The 26159-nt window shown below is 44.8% G+C and carries 4 protein-coding genes; all 4 read left to right on the top strand.

Annotated elements, in window-relative coordinates; all coding sequences use genetic code 11:
• The first annotated feature begins 22 nt into the window (after positions 1-22).
• The 4 genes from M1D67_RS13315 to bacB all read left to right on the top strand — a co-directional run bounded on the left by M1D67_RS13315 (position 23) and on the right by bacB (position 26071).
• Positions 23-1288 carry an MFS transporter gene (locus M1D67_RS13315; protein WP_105980396.1) on the top strand — a complete coding sequence of 422 codons (1266 nt, stop codon included), beginning with the start codon at positions 23-25 and terminating at the stop codon, positions 1286-1288.
• Between the two features lie 46 nt (positions 1289-1334).
• Positions 1335-2039 carry a thioesterase II family protein gene (locus tag M1D67_RS13310; RefSeq protein ID WP_025811196.1) on the top strand — a complete coding sequence of 235 codons (705 nt, stop codon included), beginning with the start codon at positions 1335-1337 and terminating at the stop codon, positions 2037-2039.
• Positions 2040-2374: 335 nt separating this feature from the next.
• Complete coding sequence (gene bacA / locus M1D67_RS13305; RefSeq protein WP_479831335.1) at positions 2375-18139, top strand: bacitracin non-ribosomal peptide synthetase BacA; 15765 nt, start codon at positions 2375-2377, stop codon at positions 18137-18139.
• Positions 18140-18256: 117 nt separating this feature from the next.
• Complete coding sequence (bacB, locus tag M1D67_RS13300; RefSeq protein ID WP_479831334.1) at positions 18257-26071, top strand: bacitracin non-ribosomal peptide synthetase BacB; 7815 nt, start codon at positions 18257-18259, stop codon at positions 26069-26071.
• Positions 26072-26159: the final 88 nt, after the last annotated feature.

Here is a 26159-nt window from a genome sequence, read left to right as displayed (position 1 = left end):
CAATACAAATTAGGAGGCGCCTATGAAAAAAATGTTTTCTATTTTTCAAAATAAAAATTATGCGCTGCTGTTCTTCGCATCCTTTACCTCACAAATGGGAGGGATCATCGGACTCACTGCCCTCTTGTTTTACCTGCTAGACCGTTTTTCCAATCAGCCTGCATATGCCACAATGACCGAGCTGATGCTGTCATTGCCTACATTGGCTGTATTTTTCCTCGTCGGTGTTTTCGCGGATAAGTTTGACCGGCAGAAAATCGCCAAAAACTGCGATTGGATCTGTATGGGACTATCGATTGTATTACTGCTGTCTCTCTATCTTGAATGGATGCCGTTTACATTTGCCGTTCTTTTTTTAAGAAATGCCGTTAAAAGTTTTTTCACCCCTGCCCAAACTTCTCTTATTCAAGGAATATTATCTGAAAACGAATATTCGCTGGCCGTCGGATTGAATCAAATGGTAGCCAGTTTATTTATGCTGTTCGGAAACGGGCTTGGCGTATTTTGTTATTGGACGCTTGGAGTTGAAGGAGCCGTTATGGTTGATGCAGCCAGCTTCGCACTGAGCGGGCTTTTAATTCAAGCCTGCCGGATTTCCGATGCCGTCCGCATGCCAAATGGAAAACATTCCATTAGACAGCTGAATATCGCTGGTATATGGAAAGATTTCACACTTGGTTTTACTTATATTCTCAACCATAAATTGCTGCTTGCCCTCGTGTCCGGATTCGTCCTTTTCGGAGTTGTCAATGGGGGGCTCTCGGTCATGCAGGTGTTTATATTAAAATACAAGCTTGCACCTGGAAACTATGAAGAGATGTCGATTGTACTCGGCATTGTTTTCGGTGCGGGGTTTTTGGCGGGGAGCATCGCCGCATCCTTGCTTTCTCAAAAATTGAAGCTTTATCAACTTTTGATCCTAGCGCTGATTGTTTGCGGATGTGCCACGATTTCCGGCTCCCTGGTTAAAAGTTTGTGGCTGTATATGGTCTGCTCCTGCTTTATCGCGGTTTCGCTTCCAAGCATCAACGTTGCCATCGGAGGGTGGATACCAAACATCGTCAATCCGAAAATGATGGGTAGGGTGCAGGGGTGGATTCATCCGCTTATGATGCTCTCACAGTCGCTGACCCTTCTGTTTATTGCGTGGCTTTACCCGGCATGGATCGCGCTTGAAAGCCTGTATTGGCTAGTCGGGGGAAGCCTGATTGCTGTTGGCGTTTTCTACATGATTATCCTTCCGAAGTTTTTAGCGCTGAATCGGACGGCTGACGTATCTGTCGATTAACGGCTTATTCACCAAAAAATATCTACAACGAAAGGGAATGATAGAAATGAAATTATTTTGCCTGCCTTACGCCGGCGGATCCGAATCTGCATTTTATTCCTGGAAAGGCCATATGCAGCCCGACATTGAGATTTGTCCGATTCAGCTGAAGGGAAGGGGCCGGCGTTTCAACGAGCCTTGTTACGAAAGCCTTGAAGAAGCAGTTCAAGACATTTTTGAGCAGGTTCAAGCTGAACGAAAAGGTGACGACTACGCTCTTTTTGGGCACAGCATGGGAAGCCTTTTGGCATATGAACTTTACTATCAAATGAGCGGGGCGGGAGCTGAAAAACCGGTTCACATTTTTTTCTCGGGCTATAAAGCGCCAAACAGGATCAGAAAGAAAGAAAAACTGCATACCTTGCCCAATCCTATTTTTAAGAAAAAAATTGTCGAGCTCGGGGGAACACCTGAGGAGCTCATCAATCATGAAGAGCTATTTGAATTGTTTATCCCCATTCTCAAAAGCGACTTTAAAATGGTAGAAAACTATATCTATCAAGAAAGAAACAGCAAAATAGATTGCGACATTACCGTTCTCAACGGAAAAGAAGACGCTATGAGCAAGGAAGATGTATCCGATTGGAAACATCATACTTCAGGACACTTTACAGCCTACTACTTTGAGGGGAATCATTTCTTTTTGCACCATCACGTTGAAAAGATCACCGGCATCATCAATCATTCATTGACAGCCAGCCGGACGTTTTAACCTACGATTTCGGCGAGATTCAAGCCCGGGTCTAATCTATTTTTCCTTCCTCCGCCGCTTCGAAAATTACTTTTATTATAATCGGAACAGTGTTTTTTAGGTCTTTTGATCTGGTTGCTGTTTATCTTGTCTCATAAATACGTGTTTCGACAATGTAAAATATAAAATATCCAATTCATAAAAAATTAACCATTATTAAACAATATTCCCATGGAAAATAATGATTATTTTTGATAATCTGTTTTCACAAGACGGAGGTTCAATAAAAAATCGGTAAAAGAGCAACTACAGACCAATATTATGGTGAATATTTTATCAAAAAGGAGAATTTTTATATGGTTGCTAAACATTCATTAGAAAATGGGGTATTTCACAAAATGACAGAGAATGAAAAAGAACTGATCCTACATTTTAACAACACAAAGACCGATTATCCAAAAAACAAGACGCTTCATGAGCTTTTTGAGGAACAGGCCATGAAGACGCCTGACCATACGGCTCTTGTGTTCGGTGCTCAGCGCATGACCTACAGAGAGCTGAATGAAAAAGCAAACCAAACCGCGAGACTTCTCAGGGAAAAAGGGATCGGCAGAGGCTCGATTGCCGCGATGATCGCGGAGCGCTCCTTTGAAATGATCATCGGCATCATTGGCATTTTAAAAGCGGGAGGTGCGTATCTGCCGATCGACCCTGAAACGCCGAAAGACAGAATGGCCTTCATGCTCAGCGACACGAAAGCCGCGGTGCTGCTAACGCAAGGAAAAGCGGCAGACGGAATCGATTGTGAGGCTGACATCGTTCAGCTGGACAAAGAGGCTTCAGACGGATTCAGTAAAGAACCGCTCAGTTCTGTCAATGATTCCGGCGATACCGCCTATATTATCTACACATCAGGTTCCACGGGAACGCCAAAAGGCGTCGTCACCCCGCACTACAGTGTCATAAGGGTCGTTCAAAATACCAATTATATCGATATCACAGAAGACGACGTGATCCTCCAGCTGTCCAATTATTCGTTTGACGGATCAGTGTTCGACATCTTCGGCGCTTTATTAAACGGAGCGTCGCTGGTCATGATTGAGAAGGAAGCGTTATTGAACATCAATAGACTTGGAAGCGCTATCAATGAGGAGAAGGTCAGCGTGATGTTCATTACGACGGCACTGTTCAACATGATTGCAGATATTCATGTCGACTGTCTGTCGAATTTACGAAAAATCCTCTTCGGCGGGGAGAGAGCGTCGATACCGCATGTGAGAAAAGTACTGAATCATGTCGGCCGGGATAAATTGATTCATGTTTACGGCCCGACGGAAAGCACGGTATATGCGACATATTATTTCATCAATGAAATAAATGAAAAAGCCGATACAATCCCGATCGGCAGCCCGCTGGCGAATACGTCAGTCTTGATCATGGATGAAGCCGGCAAGCTCGTGCCGATCGGGGTTCCCGGAGAGCTGTGCATCGCAGGTGATGGTTTAAGCAAAGGATATTTAAACCGCGAGGAACTGACGGCGGAAAAATTCATCCCGCATCCGTTCATTCCGGGAGAAAGGCTGTACAAAACAGGTGATTTAGCGAAATGGCTGCCTGACGGCAACATCGAATTCATCGGCCGAATCGACCACCAGGTGAAAATCCGCGGTTTCAGGATCGAACTCGGCGAAATCGAAAGCCGGCTGGAGATGCATGAAGACATCAATGAGACGATCGTCATCGTCCGGGAAGACGAAGAAAGCCGCCCGTACATTTGCGCCTATATCACGGCAAATCATGAGATTTCCCTTGATGAGCTGAAAGGATTTTTAGGTGAAAAGCTTCCGGACTACATGATCCCCGCATATTTTGTCAAATTGGACAAGCTGCCCCTCACCAAAAACGGAAAAGTGGACAGAAAAGCCCTGCCTGAGCCGGACAGAACGGCGGGGGTGGAAAACGAATATGAAGCGCCGCGAAATGAAACGGAAGAAAAGCTGGCAGCTGTTTGGCAGGATGTTTTGCACGTTGAAAAAGCGGGCATTCATGATCATTTTGCACAAATGGGCGGACATTCATTGCATGCGATGGAGCTCATCGCCAAAATAAAGGAAAAAATGAATGTTGAAATTCCGCTGCATCAGCTATTTAAGCTTGCGACCATAAAGGAATTGAGCGCTTTTATCGAAGCTAATCAACAAGAAGACAAGGGAGACGGCTTCGTGACAAGGGCTGCCGATCCGGAAAATATCCATGAAACATTCCCGCTTACAGGCATTCAGCTGGCTTATTTAGTTGGAAGAGATGAGTCGTTCGAAATCGGCGGAGTCGCTACGAATTTAACTGTCGAATTTGAAGCTGATGTCGATTTGAATCGATTTCAGCTGACACTGCAAAAATTGATTGACAGGCATCCGATTCTCCGCACGATCGTATTTGAAAACGGAACGCAAAAAATTCTCGAAGCAACACAACGTTATACAATCGAAACTCAGGATTTAAGAGGTTTCACAGAAGAAGAAATCAACGCCAGAATTTTAGAACAGCGGGAGAAGATGACATCAAAGATCATTGATCCAAGTGTATGGCCTTTGTTTGAACTCAAAACGTTTATGCTGCCGGGAGAGAAAAAATATTTTTTCCTCAATGTGGACCCGCTCATTTGCGATGACAGCAGTATGAAACGATTAATCAGGGAGTTTAAACAACTATATGAAAACCCCGGCCTCAAACTGCCTTCACTAGCATACAGCTTCAGAGATTATGTTTTGGCCTCGATCGATTTTAAGCAAACAAGCAGATATCAAAAAGATCAAAAATATTGGCTGGATAAACTGGATCATTTTCCAAGTGCGCCTAAGCTGCCTCTTAAATCAGATCCAGCCCATGTAGCGAAACCTTCGTTCAAGAAGTTTTCAACGTTTTTGGATGGACATACATGGAATGAATTAAAAAAGAAAGCCCGGCATTATCATCTCACGCCGACCTCAGTCCTTTGTGCTGCATATGCCTATATTTTAGCTTATTGGAGCCGGCAAAACCACTTTGCTATCAATTTAACCGTATTTAACAGAATCCCGTTTCATCCGGATGTCAAAAACATGATCGGAGATTTTACCTCTTTAATGCTGCTGGACATCCATGCCGAAGAAAACACGAGCTCTTTCTGGAGATTTGCTTTAAATGTTCAGGACACGCTTTTAGAAGCACTGGAACACAGACATTATGACGGAGTTGATGTGATTAGAAACATCGCCAAAAAGAATGGCATGAATAAAAAAGCGGTCATGCCGATCGTATTCACAAGCGTGCTGAGTGAAAATCCCGACGACTCATTTGACAGTCTTGTCGATTTTGACAACATTCATTTCTTTAGCACGAGAACGTCGCAAGTATACATTGACAACCAAGTATATGAAATAAACGGCGGCCTTTATATTACATGGGACTATGTGGAGCAAATTTTTGAACATGAAGTAATTGAATCGATGTTTGACGAGTATATCGCAGTCATCCAGAAAGCCGTATCCGGCGAGGACGTTTCAACCATCCAAATAAATGAAAAAAGCCGCCAGATGATCAGCGCCTATAATGACACAGATCAATCTTTCGATACCGAGCCCTTGCACGAATTGTTTACCGGCCAGGTTAAACATGGACCTGACAGAGTGGCACTCAAGCATCATGATGAGGTGATGACCTATCAGGAGCTTGACGAAAAATCCAACCAGGTCGCAAGATTTCTCATTGGAAAAGGGGTTGAAAGGGGCGACTATATCGGTGTCATCGGCAAAAGAAGCCTGGGGACGATTGTCAATTTATTGGCTGTATTGAAGACTGGAGCAGCTTATATCCCTCTCGATCCGGATTATCCAGAAGAAAGAAAGGCGTATATCCAATCAAAAAGCAACTGCAAATTCTTCATCAGCCATGACGTGTATGACAAAGAACATATCGAGCGCTTCTCAAAAGCGCCGGTTGACCGAAAAGTCGATTTGGATGACATGGCATATGTCATCTTTACGTCAGGAAGCACAGGCAAGCCAAAAGGCGTTCAGATTACGCATGGTGCCGCAGCGAATACCATTCTCGATATCAATGAAAAATTCAACGTCACAGAACAAGATAACATAATGGGCATTTCCTCATTGTGCTTTGATTTATCTGTTTATGACGTGTTTGGCGCTTTAAGCAGCGGGGCGTCACTTGTCATCATTGATGACCAAAGGGATGTATTCAGTCTGAAAGAGACAGTCGAAAAAGAACGGATTACAATTTGGAATTCTGTTCCGGCGATTATGGGAATGACGGCCGATGTATACCCGGCCAACGAGCTCAATCATCATCTCAGACTCATCCTGCTAAGCGGAGACTGGATACCGCTTCAGTTGCCTGCAACCATAAAGAAGACGTTTAAAAACGCAGAAGTGATTAGTTTGGGAGGCGCAACAGAGGGATCGATCTGGTCGATCTACTATCCGATTCAAAAAGTAGAGGAAGACTGGAAAAGCATTCCTTATGGAAAACCGCTGGCCAATCAAAAAATATACGTATTGAACCAGAATAAACAATTATGTCCCGTCGGTGTCGAAGGAGAGCTGTACATAGGCGGAGCAGGGGTAGCAAGCGGGTATATTCATGATCAAGAAAAAACGGATCATTCATTTATCCATCATCAGGAATTAGGTTACATCTATAAAACGGGTGACTATGGCGTCTTGAAAGAGGACGGTTATGTAGAGTTTCTCGGAAGAAAAGACAGCCAGGTGAAGATCAGAGGCTACAGAGTGGAAATGGGGGAAATTGAAAATACTCTCGTAAGCCATCAGGAGATTACGAAGGCATCGGTTATTGATTACACAAGTCCGGATGGAATCAAAAACTTATACGCTTTTGTTGTAGCAGAGAACGCGATCAGCCAATTAGATGTAAAGGAATTTTTGCAAAAAACGCTGCCTGACTATATGATTCCTGCGAAATTCGTGGAAATTGACAAAATCCCGTTAACTGTAAACGGAAAAGTCGATAAGCGCACGCTCCATGACTTGGCTGAACAGCATACCGCAGATGAAGGTCAACGAGGCGGATCGATGCTGCCGGAGAATGAAACACAAGCCATGCTTCTGGAGATTTGGAAAGATATATTTGGCCTAGACAGCATCAATCTTCATGTCAGCTATTATGAAATCGGCGGAGACTCACTCAAAGCGATATCCATCATCACGGAAATCAACAAACGAATGAATGTTGAGATGCCGATCAGCGAAATCTTTAAAAATGATTCAATCATCGCTTTGGACCACTATTTGAAAAACAGAGAAGAAAGCGATATGGAACATCCGATTCAAACAGCTCACGAAAAAGAGTATTATCCGACATCCCCTGCCCAACAAAGAATGTATATGCTGTCGATGCTGGAAAATGAAAGGGGAGCTTACCATATTCCGATGGCCCTTCTTGTCGAAGGCCGGATAAACGCCATACAGCTTGAAAACGCATTGAAGACATTTTTGCAAAGACATGAAGTTTTGCGAACCGGGTTTGAAATTCAAAACAATGAACTCATCCAAAAAATTTATGAGAATGTCGAATTCCGCCTCGAATACGAGTGCTTAGACGCTTCAATTACAGATCAGCATGCTTTAATGGAGATCACAAGCAGGTACTGTAAAGAATCCATTAAGCCTTTTGATTTGAGCAGGCCGCCTCTTATGAGGGCCAAGCTGATCAAAATCGACGATAATAGGCATATACTGGTCATAAATTTTCACCACATCATCAGTGACGGGGTTTCTCAAGGGATCCTGATGAATGAAATATTGGAACTTTATAGCAATGTGCCATTGCCGGAAGTAAATGTGCAATATAAAGATTATGTGGAATGGAATCATACATTTAATCAATCAGCCGCGATGAAAAAGCAGGAAGCTTATTGGCTTGACGTTTATCGCGATATACCGTCAAAGCTGGACTTTCCTTATGACTATAAACGTCATCATATCGACACGTTTGAAGGAAGCAGCGTGTTTTTGGAAATGGAGCGGGAGCTGTCAGATCATATAAGGAAGCTGGCGAAACACACCGGAACAACTCTTTATACGGTGATGCTGAGCGCATATTATGTGCTTTTAAATAAATATACAAATCAAACAGATATCGTTGTCGGAACGGCTGCTGCGGGAAGGCTGCATCCTGATCTACAAGATGTATTCGGCGTTTTTGTAAATACACTTGCTTTGCGGAACGAGATTGATACTTCCAACAGCTTTAAAGAATTTTTGCAGCAGACGAAAGAGCGTACGATAGCGGCCTTTGACAATTCCGAGTATCCGTTTGATGATTTGATCCGCAAACTCAATGGTGTACGGGAGTCTAACCGCAATCCTTTGTTCGACACGATGTTTGTTCTGGAAGATGCCAGGATGTTTACCAAACAGAAAGGCGATGTCAAGCTGAGTCCGATCATCTTTGAACTGGACAATGCAAAATTTGACATGATCTTTAATGTGTTGGATTTTGAACAAAAGATCGTATTGAACATTGAATATTCGACAAACCTTTTCAAGGAAGAGACGATTCAAAAGATAGCGGAAGATTATTTCAGGATTTTAGAGGAAGTTTCAGAAAACCTTGATGTTACTTTACATCAAATCGATATGATATCCCGTCAAGAAAAACGGACACTTTTAGAGTCCTTCAACCATACAAAGACGGCATATCCAAAAGGAAAAGCAATCCACCAGCTGTTTGAGGAGCAGGTGAATCGAATACCAGATCACACTGCGGTTGTTTTTGAAGATCAAAAACTGACGTACCGACAGTTGAATGAAAAAGCAAATCAAGTGGCAAGGCTGTTGCGAGAAAAAGGTGTCAAGCCGGATACGCTCGTCGGGATCGTGATGGAGCGGTCGTCCGATATGATTGCAGCGGTTCTCGGTGTGCTGAAAGCAGGCGGCGCCTATTTGCCGATTGATCCTGAGTATCCTCTGGAGCGGATGAGATACATGGCTTTTGACAGTGAAGTCAAAGTCATCATCTCTGACGTTCCGCTGGCCGAGGAGCTTACGGCGGAATCGATCGAGTTGATTCATATGGATGATGAGAGGATTGCCGGGCAGGATCGGTCAAACATTGACAATGTCAATCAAAGCGGCGACCTTGCATATGTCATCTATACGTCGGGTTCAACAGGAAAGCCAAAAGGCGTGATGATCGAGCATCAATCATTGATCAACTTGTGCCGCTGGCATCAATCCTGTTTTGAAGTCGGACAAAACGACAACAGCTCGATTTATGCGAGCATCAGCTTCGACGCTTTTGTCTGGGAGCTGTTCCCTTATATAACAGCGGGAGCCACCGTTCATGTCCTCAATCAGGAGACAAGGCTGGATGTTGAAAAGCTGAACCGGTATTTTCATAACCATCATATTACGATCAGCTTTTTGCCGACACCAGTCTGCGAACAATTTACAGCGCTTGACAATCATTCGTTAAGAACGCTGTTAACGGGCGGAGATAAATTAAACGTCTTTAAAGAAAAAAGCTATCAAATCGTAAACAATTACGGACCGACGGAGAATACAGTCGTTGCTACAAGTTTTCCAATCGACAAATCGTATCAAAATATTCCGATCGGAAAACCGATCGATAACGTCAAAGTGTATATATTGAACAAAGACCTTCAGCTTTGTCCGCTCGGAGCCAGCGGTGAGCTCTGCATCGCCGGGGAAGGGCTGGCCCGCGGGTATGTAAACAGACCGGAATTGACTCGGGAAAAATTCATCGAAAATCCGTTTGCACCCGGGGAAAGAATGTACCGCACAGGTGATCTTGCCAAAATGCTGCCGGATGGAAACATTCAGTTTTTGGGACGGGTTGACCAGCAGGTTAAGATTCGCGGCTATCGGATCGAACCCGGCGAGATCGAGAACCAGCTGCTTAAATATGAAAAGATTGAAGAAGCGGCGGTCATCGCAAGAGAAGACGGAGATCATGACCCGTATCTTTGCGCATATGTAACGGCTAAAAAGGAAGTAGAACCGGAAAAGATCAGAGCGTTTTTAAAGAAAAGCCTTCCGGATTATATGATTCCTCAGCACTTTGTCCAGCTTGACGGGCTGCCGCTTACCGTGAATGGAAAAGTGGACAAGAAAAGCCTTCCGGTTCCGGAACGGAGCATCACAATGGATCGCTGCTATGAAGCGCCGCGGGATCAGATGGAAGAAAAACTTGTTTCCATATGGGAAGAGGCTTTAGGAATCAATAAAATCGGAATCAACAGCAGCTTCTTTGAAGCCGGCGGGCATTCGCTTAAAGCCGCCGCTTTGGTATCAACTATTCATAAAGAACTGAATGTCAAGCTGCCTTTAAGACAAATATTCGATACCCCGACGATTAAAGGGCTGAGGGAATATATCGGTGCGGCGAAGGAAAGTACTTTTACATCGTTAGGAAAAACGGAAGAAAAACCATATTACCGATTGTCTTCAGCGCAAAAAAGGCTCTATATCCTTTCTCAAGCAGGCAGTCATGTTGCATATAACATGCCTTTTGCCATGACGCTCGAAGGCGATTTTGATATCCGCCGATTTGAGAATACATTCAAAAATATGATTAAAAGACATGAATCATTTCGAACTTCATTTGTCATGATCGACGGTGAAGTGATGCAGCAGATTGAAAACGAGATCGATTTTCAAGTCGCATACAGTGACATCGGCAAAGAAAGTGCCGAAGAAAAAATCAAAAGCTTTATCAGGCCGTTTCAATTGGAAAAAGCACCGCTTTTAAGGGCGGAGGTCGTCAAAGTGAATGAACGTGAGCACTTGCTGATGTTCGATATGCACCATATCATTTCCGATGGCGTGTCCACCGACATCTTCATTCAAGAGCTGGGAGCACTGTATGAAGGGAAATCACTGGAACCGTTCGATATTCAATATAAAGATTACGCAGAATGGGAAAATAGCCATGCCCGTAGCGAGGAGCTGAAAAGACAGGAAGAATACTGGCTGAAGACGTATAAAGGCGATATCCCGGTCCTTGATCTCCCGACAGATCATAAAAGGCCGCTGACGAAAAGCTCTGAAGGTGACACCGTCACTGCAGCAATCGAAAGTGAAACATTCCGCAAGCTTCAGCATATGGCGAAAGAAAACGGCGTTACGATGTACATGCTTCTGTTGGCCGGTTATACAGCGCTGCTTTCCAAATATACAGGTCAGGAAGATATCATCGTCGGGACTCCGGCTGCAGGGAGAAATCATGAGGATATTCAACATCTCATCGGCATGTTTGTCAATACCTTGGCGATCAGAAACCATCCGGAAGGGAAAAAGACTTTCAGACATTATTTGCAAGAGGTAAAAGAAAACACGCTTCAGGCTTATGAAAACCAGGATTATCCGTTTGAAGAGCTTGTAGAAAAAGTAAACATCAAACGGGACATGGCCCGAAACCCGCTCTTTGATACGATGCTCGTGTACCATAACACAGACGTAAAGCCGTTTGAAGCAGAGGGGCTGAGAAGCAGACTGGTGGAGATCAAGCGCGGCATTTCCAAGTTTGACATCACAGTGACTGCGAGTGAAGCGGCAGACGGATTAAGATTGGAAGTTGAGTATTCAACGACGCTATTCAACAAGGAAAGAATGGAAAGACTATCTGAACACCTGATCAGCTTGTTGGAACAAGCGGCGGATCATCCGGACATTGCCATCAATCAGATAGATGTCCTGACAAAGGGTGAAAGACATCGGGTTCTGTATGATTTTAACCGAACAGACGGTGTGTTCTGCAAAGAGATGACGATACCGGAGCTGTTTGAAAAGCAGGCGGAAAAAACGCCTGATCATCCGGCGGTTGCCTTCGGGGATGAAACGATTTCTTACAGGGAGCTGAATGAAAGGGCGAACAGCCTGGCTTTCACCTTGCGTCAAAAAGGAGTAGGCCCTGATGTGATAGCAGGGATTCTCACAGAACGGTCAATCGAAATGATCGTCGGTATTATGGGTATTTTGAAAGCTGGCGGAGCCTATCTGCCAATCGATCCGGCGTATCCGCAGGAAAGAATAAGCTACATGTTAAAAGACAGCGATGTCAGCGTATTATGCGCGGCAGGCGATGTGGATCTGGGTGAAGCTTATGCCGGAGACATCATCCGGATTGATCAAACCGGACAAAATGACCACGTGGAAAACCTTAAGCATGACATCAAGCCGGAGCATTTGGCATATGTCATCTATACATCGGGATCCACTGGAAAACCGAAAGGCGTCATGATCGAGCATCATAGTGTGAACAATCTTGTTCATGGATTAAATGAAAGAATTTACCATCATCTCGATGCTCATTTAAATGTAGCACTGGTTGCGCCTTATATATTTGATGCCTCTGTCAAACAAATATTCGCAGCGCTTCTCTTCGGGCATACCCTTTGCATCGTCCCGCGCGAGACAGCTTGGGATGCGATGAGTTTAATTGAGTATTATTCGAAAAACAACATCAATGTATCGGACATGACGCCTGCTCATTTAAACATGCTGGCGTATGTAGACAAAACGGAACTCGAATTCGATCTGAAGGAATTGATTGTCGGCGGAGATGCTTTAACACCTGATGTCATAGGCGGCCTATTTCATAAATTCCCGAATCTGTCATGCAATATCACGAATGTATACGGCCCGACAGAGTGCTGTGTTGATGCTGCTTCACATCAAATCGAATCGGGAAAAGTGCCGCAAACACCGTCCATTCCGATCGGCAGACCGCTTCTCAATACAAGCATCTATATTGTGGACAAAGACCTCCACCCTCTGCCGGTTGGGATTGCCGGAGAACTATGCATAGCAGGCGAAGGGGTTGCCAGAGGGTATGTAAACAGACCTGAGCTTACGGCGGAAAAGTTTGTCGACCATCCATTTGAGCCGGGCAAAAAAATGTACAAAACCGGAGATTTGGCGATGTGGCTTCCTGATGGACAGATTGAGTTTTTGGGACGCGCCGATCATCAAGTGAAAATCCGCGGCTATCGAATAGAGCTTGGCGAAGTGGAACAGCAGCTCTTGTCACATGAGAAGATTAAAGAAGCGGCGGTGATCTCAGGAAAGGATCAAAACGGCAACAGCTATTTATGCGCCTATTTCGCGTCTGATCAGGAATTGCCTGCAGCTGATGTACGACAATTTCTTGAAAGGGAAATGCCTGATTATATGATTCCGTCCTATTTTGTTAAGCTTGACAGGCTCCCGCGCACCCCAAGCGGTAAAGTGGACAGAAGCGCACTGCCTGAGGGGGACGGAAATTTAATAGAAGGAACTCGGTACGATCCGCCCCGAAATGAAATCGAACGAAAACTCGTGCAAGTCTGGAGAGAGATTCTCGGTGCCGAGGACATCGGGATCAGCCACCATTTCTTTGCGGCAGGGGGAGACTCGATCAAGGCGCTCCAGATCGTTTCCAGGCTGGCAAAGATGAACCTGAAACTTGAGATGAAGGCGCTGTTCGCCAATCCGAAAATAAAGGATCTCAGCCGATTGATCACAGAAGAAACGAGACATCGCAAACATAACAAACCCGTTACAGGTGAGACGGAACTGCTTCCTATCCAAAAGAGATATTTTGCGAACAACAAAGAGGAGCTTGACCACTTCAACCAGTCATTTATGCTCTTTAGAAAAGACGGCTATGACGAAAACTTCGTCAGAACAGCCTTCAATAAAATACTGGAGCAGCATGACGCGTTAAGAATGATCTATGAAGAAAAAGACGGAGACATCATTCAATACAACAGAGGCTATCGTGAAAACTTGTTCGACCTGGATGTTTATGATGTAAGAGGCCTTGACAATCAAGCGGAAAAGGTGTTTGAGCTGGCGACAGGCATTCAAAAAAAATCATCGATTAGAAAAGGAAAACTCGTTCATCTTGGCATCTTCCGGGCTGATGAGGGCGATCACCTGCTCATTGCGATCCATCATCTTGTCGTTGACGGCGTATCGTGGAGAATTTTGTTCGAGGATTTTGAAACATTGTACCTTCAGGCATTGAAAGGCAAACCTCTCGACATCGGATACAAAACGGATTCATACCAAGAGTTCGCCCGTCAATTGAAGAAGTATGCCCAAAGCCGCAGGCTGTTAAAGGAAAGGGAGTATTGGCAAAAGGCCCTGGAAGCGGATGCTCCATTTATTCCTGCTGAAAAGCTTGAACGAGACACGTTTGAACACAGCGCGACCTTGTGCATCAGAATCAGCCCAGACGTGACAGCAAAACTTTTGCGAAACGCAAACAAAGCCTACAACACGGAAATCAACGATATTTTGCTGACGGCATTAATCGCCGCAGTCAGGGATATCACCGGAGAAAACAAATTGAAGGTCATGATGGAAGGGCACGGCAGGGAGGACATCTTAGACGGTGTTGACATCACGAGAACGATCGGCTGGTTTACGACGGTTTATCCGGTCTTTATCGATTTGGGAGAAGAAAAAGAAATATCGCAAAATATCAAAATGGTCAAAGAAACGTTGAGAAAAATACCGAATAAAGGAATCGGCTACGGCGTTTTAAAATACATGACAGAAGAGCTTCAGAAAATACAAACTCAGGCTCCGCTTTCTTTTAACTATTTTGGAGAAATGAACAATGATATGAATAGAAAAGTATTTTCCCAGTCGCCATTTTCACCGGGCGAAAGCATCGGTGGAAAGATCGCTAGGCACTGCGCCGTCGAAATAAATGCGATCTCTTTAAACGGCGAATTGACAATCTATACGACGTTCAACCAGGACCAATACCAAACAAGCGCAATCGAACAACTCAATCAATCATTCAAAGAAAACCTGGAAAAGATCGTCGATCATTGCGTTGATAAAGAAGGATCGGACATGACGCCTTCCGATTATGGCGATGTCTCACTTGGTCTTGAAGAGCTGGAGCGTATTAAAGATAAGTACAGCGCTTTTCAAATCGAAAAGATCTATCCGCTGGCCAACATGCAAAAAGGAATGCTATTTCATAACGCTATGGATCAGACATCAGGGGCATACCACCAGCAAATTGTCATCGAATTAAAAGGACGTGTCCATCCGGACATTTTAGAAGAAAGCTTTCACGAGATCGTGAAGAGGCATGAAATCTTAAGGGCGTCTTTTGAATATGAAATCACATCCGAACCGAGACAGATTATAGCTAGAGAACGGAAAACGCCTTTCGCATCAATAGATCTGACAGGCGAAAATCGGACTCGCCAGCATAGGTTCATAGAAACATATTTAAAAGAAGATCAGGAAAAAGGCTTTGATCTGAGCAGTGAAGCCCTCATGAGGATTTGTTTGATCAGAATGAATGACGAATCGTATCGGCTGATTTGGAGTCATCACCACATCCTCCTGGACGGCTGGTGTCTGGGTATTGTTTTGAGCGAGCTGTTCAGTCTATATGGAAAAATAATGAAAGGTGAATCCCGCCGATTAAAAGAGCCGAAGCCGTATGGAGACTATATCAAATGGCTGGAAGAACAAGATAAAGAAGAAGCGGCGGCATACTGGAAGGATTATCTAAAAGGGTATGAGTCGCGGTCTGAACTTCCGGCGTTCAATCGCGGCGCAACGTCAGAAGAATATGGCGGCAAAGAAAAAGTCATATCGTTTTCAAAAGAACTGACAACGAAAATCACCCGGATCGCCAAGACGCATCATGTCACCATCAATACGGTTCTTCAAGGAATTTGGGGCATGATTCTCGCCAAATACAACAATACCGATGAAGTCGTATTCGGAACCGTCGTCTCGGGACGGGAGGCTCCTGTTGACGGCATCGAAGAGATGGTCGGCTTGTTTATTCATACAATACCGACCCGGATCAGCTTTGAAGGCGCAAGAAGCTTTAAAGAGGTGTTAAAGAAAACACAAGCCGAGTCTATCGAAAGCAATCGATACAGCTATATGAATTTATCGGAAATTCAGGAACTGAGTGAAATGAAAAGAGAGCTGATCACCCATGTCATGGCCTTTCAAAATTATGCGTTTGATGAAGAGCTGTTCAGAAGCCAATCCGGGGAAAGCGGTTTTGAACTGGAAGGTGTTCATGGAAAAGAACGAACCAACTATGATTTTAATCTGACCGGCGTTTTAGAAGATGAGCAGCTGAAGCTCAAATTGACATTTAACGAAAATGTGTATGACAACACCATCATCGAAACACTAGAAAAGCATATCATCACCGTCGCAGAACAAGTGGCGGAAGATGAGACACAAACATTACGAGACATCAACCTTGTGTCAAAAGAAGAAAAACACAGAATTTTACACATATTCAACGACACAAAAACGAATTACCCGAAAGACAAGCCGCTTCATGAGCTTTTTGAGGAACAGGCCATGAAGACGCCTGACCAGACGGCTCTTGTGTTCGGTTCTCAGCGCATGACCTACAGAGAGCTGAATAAGAAAGCAAACCAAACCGCGAGACTCCTCAGGGAAAAAGGGATCGGGAGAGGCTCGATTGCCGCGATCATCGCGGACCGCTCCTTTGAGATGATCATCGGCATCATTGGCATTTTAAAAGCGGGAGGTGCGTATTTGCCGATCGACCCTGAAACGCCTAGAGACAGAATCGATTATATGTTGAAAAATAGCGGTGCGGCATTGTTAGTAACAACAGATTCGCTTCTTCAACCTTTTGATATAAGAACCGTTGATTTGCGTTCGGACGAGTTGCACTTACTAGGCGAAGAGAATCTTCCGCGTGTAAATAGCTCAAGCGATACAGCGTACATCGTCTACACGTCCGGCTCAACCGGAACACCAAAAGGAGTGGTCATCCCGCATTACAGTGCGGCGAGAGTCGTTCAAAATACCAATTATATCGACATCACAGAAGATGACGCCATTCTCCAGCTGTCCAATTATTCGTTTGACGGATCGGTGTTCGACATCTTCGGCGCTCTCTTAAACGGAGCCTCACTCGTCCTGATCGAAAAAGAGACGGTCTTGAATACACATGAGCTGGCCGAAGTGATAAAAAAAGAACAAGTCAGCGTGATGTTCATTACGACAGCGCTGTTCAATACGCTCGCCGACATCAATATCGGCTGCCTTGCCAAGCTGCGGAAAATCCTTTTCGGCGGGGAAAGAGCGTCGATACCGCATGTGAGAAAAGTGCTGGATCATGCCGGCCGGGATAAATTGATTCATGTTTACGGCCCGACGGAAAGCACGGTATATGCGACATATTATTTCATCAATGAAATAGATGAAAAAGCCGATACAATCCCGATCGGCAGCCCGCTGGCGAATACGTCAGTCTTGATCATGGATGAAGCCGGCAAGCTCGTGCCGATCGGGGTTCCCGGAGAGCTGTGCATCGCAGGCGACGGTTTAAGCAAAGGATATTTAAAGCGCGAGGAACTGACGGCGGAAAAATTCATCCCGCATCCGTTTATGCCGGGAGAAAGGCTGTACAAGACGGGCGATTTAGCGAAATGGCTGCCTGATGGCAACATCGAATTCATCGGCCGAATCGACCATCAGGTGAAAATCCGCGGCTTCAGGATCGAACTCGGCGAAATCGAAAGCCGGTTGGAGATGCATGAAGACATCAACGAGACGATCGTTACCGTCAGAGAAGACGGAGAGAACCGCCCGTACATTTGCGCCTATATCACGGCAAAGCGTGAGATTTCCCTTGATGAGCTGAAAGGGTTTTTAGGTGAAAAGCTCCCGGAATACATGATTCCCGCCTATTTCGTGAACATGGACAAGCTGCCGCTCACCAAAAACGGGAAAGTGGACAGAAAAGCCCTGCCTGAGCCGGACAGAAGCGCAGGAACTGAAGCAGAGTACGAAGCGCCAAGAAACTATGTCGAACAGCGCATCATTTCCATCTTGGAGGACGTACTCGGAACAGAGCGGATGGGTATTTCCTGCCATTTCTTCGACAAGGGGGGGAATTCGCTGAAAGCGATGCAAGCTGTTCATTCCATTAACAAAACGTTTGGCCTTAATATGAGGATCAGCACGTTCTTTAAACATCCGACTGCAAAATCATTAGCGCGTTTTGTATTAACCGCTGAAGCCGAATCGGCCGTTAGTGAGGAGTACGCGGAAGAGGAAGTGTGATGGAATTGCACTGTACAATCTATCATTTGAAATGATAGATTGTACAGCTGCCCCATTTTTCGCAAAAAAAATGATTCTGATATTGGCCGCAAGTCTGACGAATGGAGTGAGATGAGTATGAGCATAATGGACTTCATAAATGATTTGAAAAAGAAAAATATCACCTTATACCATAACAAGGGAAAAATCAAAATCATCGGTCCTCAAGAATTATTGACGGCTGACTTAAAACAGCAAATCAAGCGGTATAAAGAAGACATCATCGCCGCGCTGGAAGCGTGCGAAACGGACATTGAGCGAAGCTTTCCGAAAGCGGCGCCGTCTAAAAGCGGAACCTATCCTTTGTCAAGAGAACAAAAAAGGATGTTCATTTTAAATCAGCTTGATGACAGCAAAACGGCCTATAACATGCCGCTGGCTGTAAAAATAAACGGTGAAGTTCAAATCAGCCGAATTGAACAGGCTTGGAAAGCGCTCATCAAAAGGCATGAATCGTTAAGAACTTCTTTTGTCATGCTCGATGGCGAACCGGTGCAGAAAATCGAACAGGAAGCCGAGTTCCGACTTGAATACAGCGAGTTGGGGGATCAAAGCATTCAGGAGAAAATCAGCCGTTTCATCAAACCTTTTCAATTAGAAAAAGCCCCGCTTTTAAGAGCGGAAATCGTAAAAGTGGATGAAGCTGAGCATATGATGATCGTTGATATGCATCATATCATTTCAGACGGCATCTCTATCGGAATATTAATGAAGGAATTCGCCGACTGCTGTGAAGGCAAAGAATTACCTCCGGTGGCGGTTCAGTATAAAGATTATTCAGAGTGGCAGAAAGACATCGAGCAGCAGAGCCGGTTGAAGAAGCAGGAAGCGTATTGGCTTAACACCTTCCGGGGAGACATTCCGGTATTGAATATGCCGCTTGATTTTCCGAGACCGAAAATCCGAAGCTTTCAAGGGAACAGAACGGTTGTGGAATTGGATCAGGACACCACAAAAAAACTGAAGACGATAGCCGCAAAAAACGGCGTTACAATGTACATGCTTCTTTTGGCAGGCTACACCATTCTGCTGTCAAAATACACCGGACAAGAGGATATCATTGTCGGCTCGCCGATTGCCGGAAGACCGCATGCCGATTTAAACGGGACAATCGGAATGTTTGTCGGCACCCTTGCGCTGAGAAACCGGCCAACGGGGAACATGACATTTAGCGAATATGTCCAAACGGTCAAAAACAATACATTGAACGCCTATGAAAATCAAGATTATCAATTTGATGCATTGATCGAACATCTGGGCTTGACACAGGACATGAGCAGAAATCCGCTGTTTGATACGATGTTTGATCTGCAGCATGCGGATGATTTCGCATCTGAAGCCGGCGGGGGGCATTTTGACACGTATGATATTCCATTTCATGTCGCGAAATTCGATGTAAGCCTGACGGCATTTTTGCATGGAGACAACCTGAAATTTGATTTTCAATATTGCACGGATCTGTATAAAAAAGAAACGATTGAAAGAATGGCCGGACATTTTTTGAATGTTTTAAAAGACGCTGCTCATCACCCTGAACTGGCGTTAAGCGAGATTAGGATGATGTCGGAAGAGGAGAAAGACATCATCTTACATACATTCAATCATGAGAAGACAGATGGTCCGAAAAACAAGACACTCAGCCGGCTGTTTGAAGAGCGGGCTGAAAAAACACCGGATCACCCCGCTGTTATATTCGAAGATCAGCAATTGACATATAGAGAGCTGAACGAAAAAGCCAACCAATTGGCCTGGCTTTTAAGAGAGAAGGGCGTAAAGCCGGATACAATTGTCGCGATCATGACAGACCGTTCATTCGAGATGATCATCGGAATTATCGGAATTTTAAAAGCCGGCGGAGCCTATCTGCCAATTGATCCGGATTATCCGGAGGACAGAGTCAAATATATGCTGGAAGACAGCGGGGCTGATATGGTCGTCATCCAGGAGCCCTTTAAATCGAAAATAGACGGGCGTCAACTGATAACCGCCGAAGACACCCGATCTTTCAGCAAAGAAAATCTCCCAAATGTCAATAAGGCTTCTGATTTGGCATATGTGATTTATACTTCGGGTTCTTCAGGCAGGCCGAAAGGTGTCATGACGACTCACCGCAATGTCGTTCATTATGTTGATGCTTTTTCGAAAAGGATCCCTTTGAGCGAAGATGATACAGTTTTGCAAGTCGTATCCTTTTCATTTGATGCATTTTCTGAAGAAGTTTACCCTATTTTAGCTTGCTCAGGGCGCTTGGTGATCAGCAGAAAAGTAAGCGATCTGAACATTGATGAACTGGTGAAAACGATCGGGAAGCATCGTGTCACACTTGTCAGCTGCTCCCCGCTTCTATTGAATGAAATCGATAAAAATCAGCACTTAACCTTTCATCCGCAGATGAAATTTATCAGTGGAGGCGACGTATTAAAATTTGAGTACGTCGAAAATATCATCAAAGGCGCCGACGTTTACAATTCTTACGGTCCCACGGAAGCGACAGTTTGTGCAACCTATTATCAACTAAGCAGCGCAGACCGCAAAAAAACGAGCATTCCTATCGGCAAGCCTTTAAGCAATTATAAAGTATACATTGCAGATCAATACGGCCGGCCGCAACCGGTTGGAGTACCGGGCGAACTATTGATCGGCGGCGAAGGGGTCGCAAGGGGATACTTGAATCATGAAACATTGACAAAAGCGGCCTTTGTACTGGACGAATCAGGCGAGAGAGTATATCGTACAGGCGATTTAGCAAGATGGCTGTCTGACGGAAACATCGAGTTTTTAGGGAGAATCGACAGCCAAGTCAAAATCCGCGGCTATCGGATCGAACTGGAAGAAATCGAACACCGGTTGCTGATGAACGACGATATCAATGAAGCCATCGTGGTGGCGAAGGAAGATCAGGAAAACAGCAAATATCTATGCGCCTACATCGCATTCAATAACAAAAACGCAGATATTGAGCAGGTTCAAGAACGTTTGGCGAAGGACCTTCCGGAGTATATGATTCCGTCCTGCTTTATCAAGCTTGATCAAATTCCCCGCACGATCAATGGAAAGGCTGATCTTAAGGCATTGCCGGAGCCGGATCGAGGGGCATTTGCCCAAGCCCGCTACGAAGCCCCGCGCAATCAAACGGAAGCCTTACTTTTATCGATCTGGCAGGATATCTTGCCAGCGGAACAGATCGGGATTAACGACCATTTCTTTGACATCGGCGGACACTCGTTAAAAGCTTTTTCAATGGCCGCGAAAATTCAAGCGGCATTAAAAGTCGAAGTGACGCTAAAGGAAATCTTCAGCCATCCGACGATTAAAGACATCGCAGCTTATATCGTACAAAAACAAAAACAAGTTCAATCCGACATTCTAAAAGCGAAAAAGAAAGAATACTACCCGCTTTCTTCCGCTCAAAAAAGGCTGTACATCCTCAATCAAATCGAAGAAGGCCAAACCGCCTACAATATGCCTTTTGCGATGAAAATAAGAGGTGGGCTCCAAACGAAAAAGGCCGAGAAGGCCTTCAAAACGCTAATCAAAAGACATGAGAGCTTAAGAACATCCTTTGTGACCATCAATGGCGAACCCGTTCAGAATATAAACGGAGAGGTCACATTTGAAATGAAATACCGGGAGCTTGACAATTGCAGCCTTCGGGAACGGATGAATCAATTTATCAGACCGTTTGACCTGGAAAAAGCCCCTCTTCTGAGAGCGGAGCTGGTGAGGGTGAACGCAGCCGAACACATTCTCCTGCTTGATATGCACCATATCATTTCCGATGGCGTATCAATCGGGATCTTGATGAAAGAATGGGCGGCTTTATATGAAGAAAAGGAACTTGCACCGTTAAAGATCCAATATAAAGATTATTCCGAGTGGCAGCGAGAGTCCTGTCAAAAAGACCGGTTGAAAAAACAGGAAGAATACTGGCTATCCGTTTTTCAAGACGACATCCCTGTTCTGAACATGCCGACGGACTTTCCAAGGCCGCAAATGCAAAGCTATGAAGGAGATCGAATCGCATTTGCAATCGAAAGAGAGCTGACGGATAAGCTGAAAAAAACAGCGAAAGAAAACGGAGTCACGATGTATATGCTGCTGTTGGCCGGGTATACAATACTGCTTTCGAAATACACCGGACAGGAAGATATCATTGTCGGTTCGCCGATTGCGGGGCGAACCCGGGAGGAGTTGGAACAGACGGTCGGGATGTTCGTAGGCACCCTTGCGATGAGAAACCATCCGAAAGGCGGCAGGACATTCATTGAGTATTTGCAAGATGTAAAAGAAAATACGTTTAACGCCTATGAAAATCAAGATTATCCTTTCGATGAACTCGTAGACAAATTAGATTTGGAACGGGACATCAGCAGAAATGCCTTATTTGACACAATGTTTGATATGCAGGCGCTGGATGATGCAGAGCCTGATATAGAGGGATTGCATGTTGAACCCGTTGATTTGGAGTTTCAGATTTCAAAATTCGATTTGTCGCTGGCAGCAGCAGAGTCCGCAGGCGTCATTACGTTTCACCTGGAATTCTGCACAAGGCTGTATAAAAAAGAAACCGCCGAAACGCTGGCGCAGCATTTCGTGAATATCCTAAGAGATATTTCCGATCATCCGCAGAAGCCGTTAAACGAAATCAGCATGCTTTCAGAGGAACAAAGGAACACAGTGCTGTATCAATTTAATGATACGAACGCCGAACACCCGTCGGGAATTTTTTCTGAGCTGTTTGAAGAGCAGGCCGAAAAATCACCGAATCATCCGGCGGCGGTCTTCAAAGATCATATGTTGACATACCGCGAATTAAATGAAAAAGCGAATCAATTGGCCAGAACATTGCGGAAAAAAGGGGTTCAGCGGGAGTCAGTAGTCGGAATCATGGCGGAGCGTTCGTTGGAAATGGTGACAGGCATATTGGCGGTTCTAAAGGCCGGCGGGGCGTACATGCCGATCGATCCGGGGCTTCCGAAAGAGCGCATCCAATATCTTATCACGGATAGCGGAGCTGATCTATTGCTGACCCAGCATCAGCTTATTGGCAGCATCAGCTTTGCCGGAGAAATCATCCAAATCGATCAGGCCGATGCTTACGACACGGATGGAAGCAATCTGGAGCATCTTAATTCCCCCGGTGATTTGGCATACGTCATCTATACCTCGGGTACGACGGGAAACCCGAAAGGCGTGATGGTCGAGCACCGCAATATCATTCATGCCCACTATACTTGGAGAAAGCACTATGAATTGGCATTTTCAGTTAACCTGCTCCAGCTTGCCAGCATGTCGTTTGATGTATTCGCAGGAGATTTATGCCGCAGTCTTCTCAACGGCGGAACAATGTATATGGTCCCGGATGATGTCAAACTGGAAATGAATCTGCTGTATGACATGATCAACAAATACGGCATTCATATGTTGGAATCGACGCCAAGCCTGATCATTCCTTTGATGAAATATATCGATCATCACAAGCTTGACCTTTCAAGCATGAAGCTGTTGATCATGGGTTCTGACACTTGCACGATCAAAGATTATAAGTGGCTCGTTGAACGGTTCGGACAAAGGATGAGAATCATCAACAGCTATGGCGTCACAGAAGCTTCTGTCGATTCCGGCTATTATGAAGAAGCTTTGGATCGGATTCCAGAGATTGCGAATACGCCGATAGGAAAGCCGCTGGACAATACAGCATTTTATATATTGGATTCCTCATTAAACCCGCAGCCGGTCGGCGTTTATGGTGAGTTGTACATCGGCGGTGAAGGGGTCGCGAGGGGATACTTAAACAAACCGGAACTCACGAAGGAAAGGTTTGTTCCAAATCGTTTTGCCGCCGGGGGGAAGATGTATAAAACGGGAGACTTGGCAAGGTGGCTGCCTGATGGAAATGTCGAATTCCTCGGGAGAATCGATCACCAAGTCAAGATTCGCGGTTTCAGAATAGAAACAGGCGAAATTGAAACGAAGCTTTTGGAAAATCAAAACATCAGCGAAGCTGTCGTTATAGACCGGGAAGACAAGAAAGGACATAAGTACCTGTGCGCCTATATTGTCGCTCGAGCGAAAACAAACGCAAATGAACTGAGGGAATATTTGTCCGATCATTTACCGGATTATATGCTCCCTTCCTATTTTATTCAAATCAACAAGATGCCCCTCACGCCAAACGGAAAGATCGATCGAAAAGCGCTTCCTGAACCTGCCGGAGACGCCATAGCGGCAAGCGGATATAAAGCGCCGCGCAATGAAACGGAAGAAAAGCTGGCCGCTGTTTGGCAGGAGGTGCTGGACAGGGACAAAATCGGAATCAACGATAATTTTTTTGAAATCGGGGGAGATTCAATTAAGGCTCTGCAAATCGTTTCAAAATTATCAAGAGCCGATCTCAAGCTTCAGGTTAAAGATCTGTTTACCAATCCGTCCATCAGACACCTCAGTAAATATGTCAAAAAAGAAACGAAAGCTCGCACCAGCGAAATCGTGCAAGGGCAAGTGCCGCTGACTCCTGTGCAAAGGTCGTTTTTTGAAGCGAATCAAAGGGAGCAAAACCATTATAATCAAGCGTTTATGCTCTACAGGGAAAACGGGTTTGCTGAAAGGATCGTCGAAAAGGTTATCCGTAAACTCACAGAACACCATGATGCATTACGGATGGTCTATCGGGAGAAGAACGGTGAAATCATTCAGCATAACCGCGGCTTGGAAGACAGCGTCTTCGATCTGAATGTCTATGATTTGAAAACGGAAAAAAATCTCGAGGAAACTGTTTATCAGATAGCGACGAATATTCAAAAAGACATATCCATCAGCGAGGGCAAAATGATCAAGCTCTGCGTGTTTAAAACAACGGAGGGAGACCATCTGCTGATTGCGATCCATCACCTTTTGGTAGACGGCGTGTCCTGGAGAATATTGTTCGAGGATTTTGAAGCGGCATACGGTCAAGCCCTGCAAGGCAAACCGATAGAGCTCGGTTATAAAACGGATTCGTACAAAACGTTTTCCGAAAAACTGGCTGAGTACGCAAGCAGCAAAAAGCTCCTGAAAGAACAAGAATATTGGCGGGAGATATCCAAAGGAAAGATGGCATTCCTCCCTAAACATCGCCAAGCGGTACATGATAACTATGAAAATAGCAGAACACTCAGAATATCCCTCAGCCAAATGGAGACGGAACAGCTCCTGAAAGAGGCGCATAAAGCATACAATACGCAGATTAATGATCTCCTTTTAACGGCTTTGTTGATCGCCTCAAGGCAGCTGACGGGGGAAAACAGGCTGAAAATTCTTATGGAAGGCCATGGAAGAGATGATATTTTGCAAGATGTGGATATTACGAGAACGGTCGGCTGGTTCACCGCAATGTATCCGGTATTCATCGACTTAGAAGATGAAACAGACTTGTCTGTGATGATTAAGATCGTGAAAGAAACTTTGCGGAAAATACCGAATAACGGAATTGGATACGGCATCCTCAAGTATTTGAGAAAAGACGAAGGGCTTATAAAGGATGAAAAGCCTCCGATCTTATTCAATTATCTTGGTGAGCTCGATCATGATCTGACGACTGAACAATTTTCATCGTCAAAGCTTTCAACAGGTCAAAGCATCGGAGAAAAAAGTGCAAGAGATGCTTCTGTTGAAATCGATTCAGTTGTTGTCGGCAGGCAATTGATGATCAGTACGACATTTAACGAATACGAGTATTCTCCAGATACGATCAGCGAATTGAATCAAGCATTCAAAGAAAGTTTGCAAATGGTCATCAGCCATTGTACGGGCAAAAATGAAACCGAAAAAACGTCCTCTGACTACGGTTATGACAAACTCTCGTTGGAAGATCTTGAAGAATTATTAAATGAATATGAATCTATCGACAGCTAGACATCATGAAAAAAGCTAAAGAAGCCCCCTTGAAATGGTTAACCTGCTGCTTAAAAATGGGCGGCCCATGTGGATCTGAAAACAAAAG

The sequence above is a fragment of the Bacillus sp. PK6-025 genome, from assembly GCF_056530265.1.
The sequence above is the reverse complement of the archived record's forward strand: the minus strand, read 5'-3'. Positions and strand labels throughout refer to the sequence as shown.

Bases quoted from the DNA above. Each gene is read 5' to 3' on its own strand.
- M1D67_RS13315 (WP_105980396.1), top strand. From the start codon at position 23: ATGAAAAAAATGTTTTCTATTTTTCAAAATAAAAATTATGCGCTGCTG.
- M1D67_RS13310 (WP_025811196.1), top strand. From the start codon at position 1,335: ATGAAATTATTTTGCCTGCCTTACGCCGGCGGATCCGAATCTGCATTT.
- bacA (WP_479831335.1), top strand. From the start codon at position 2,375: ATGGTTGCTAAACATTCATTAGAAAATGGGGTATTTCACAAAATGACA.
- bacB (WP_479831334.1), top strand. From the start codon at position 18,257: ATGAGCATAATGGACTTCATAAATGATTTGAAAAAGAAAAATATCACC.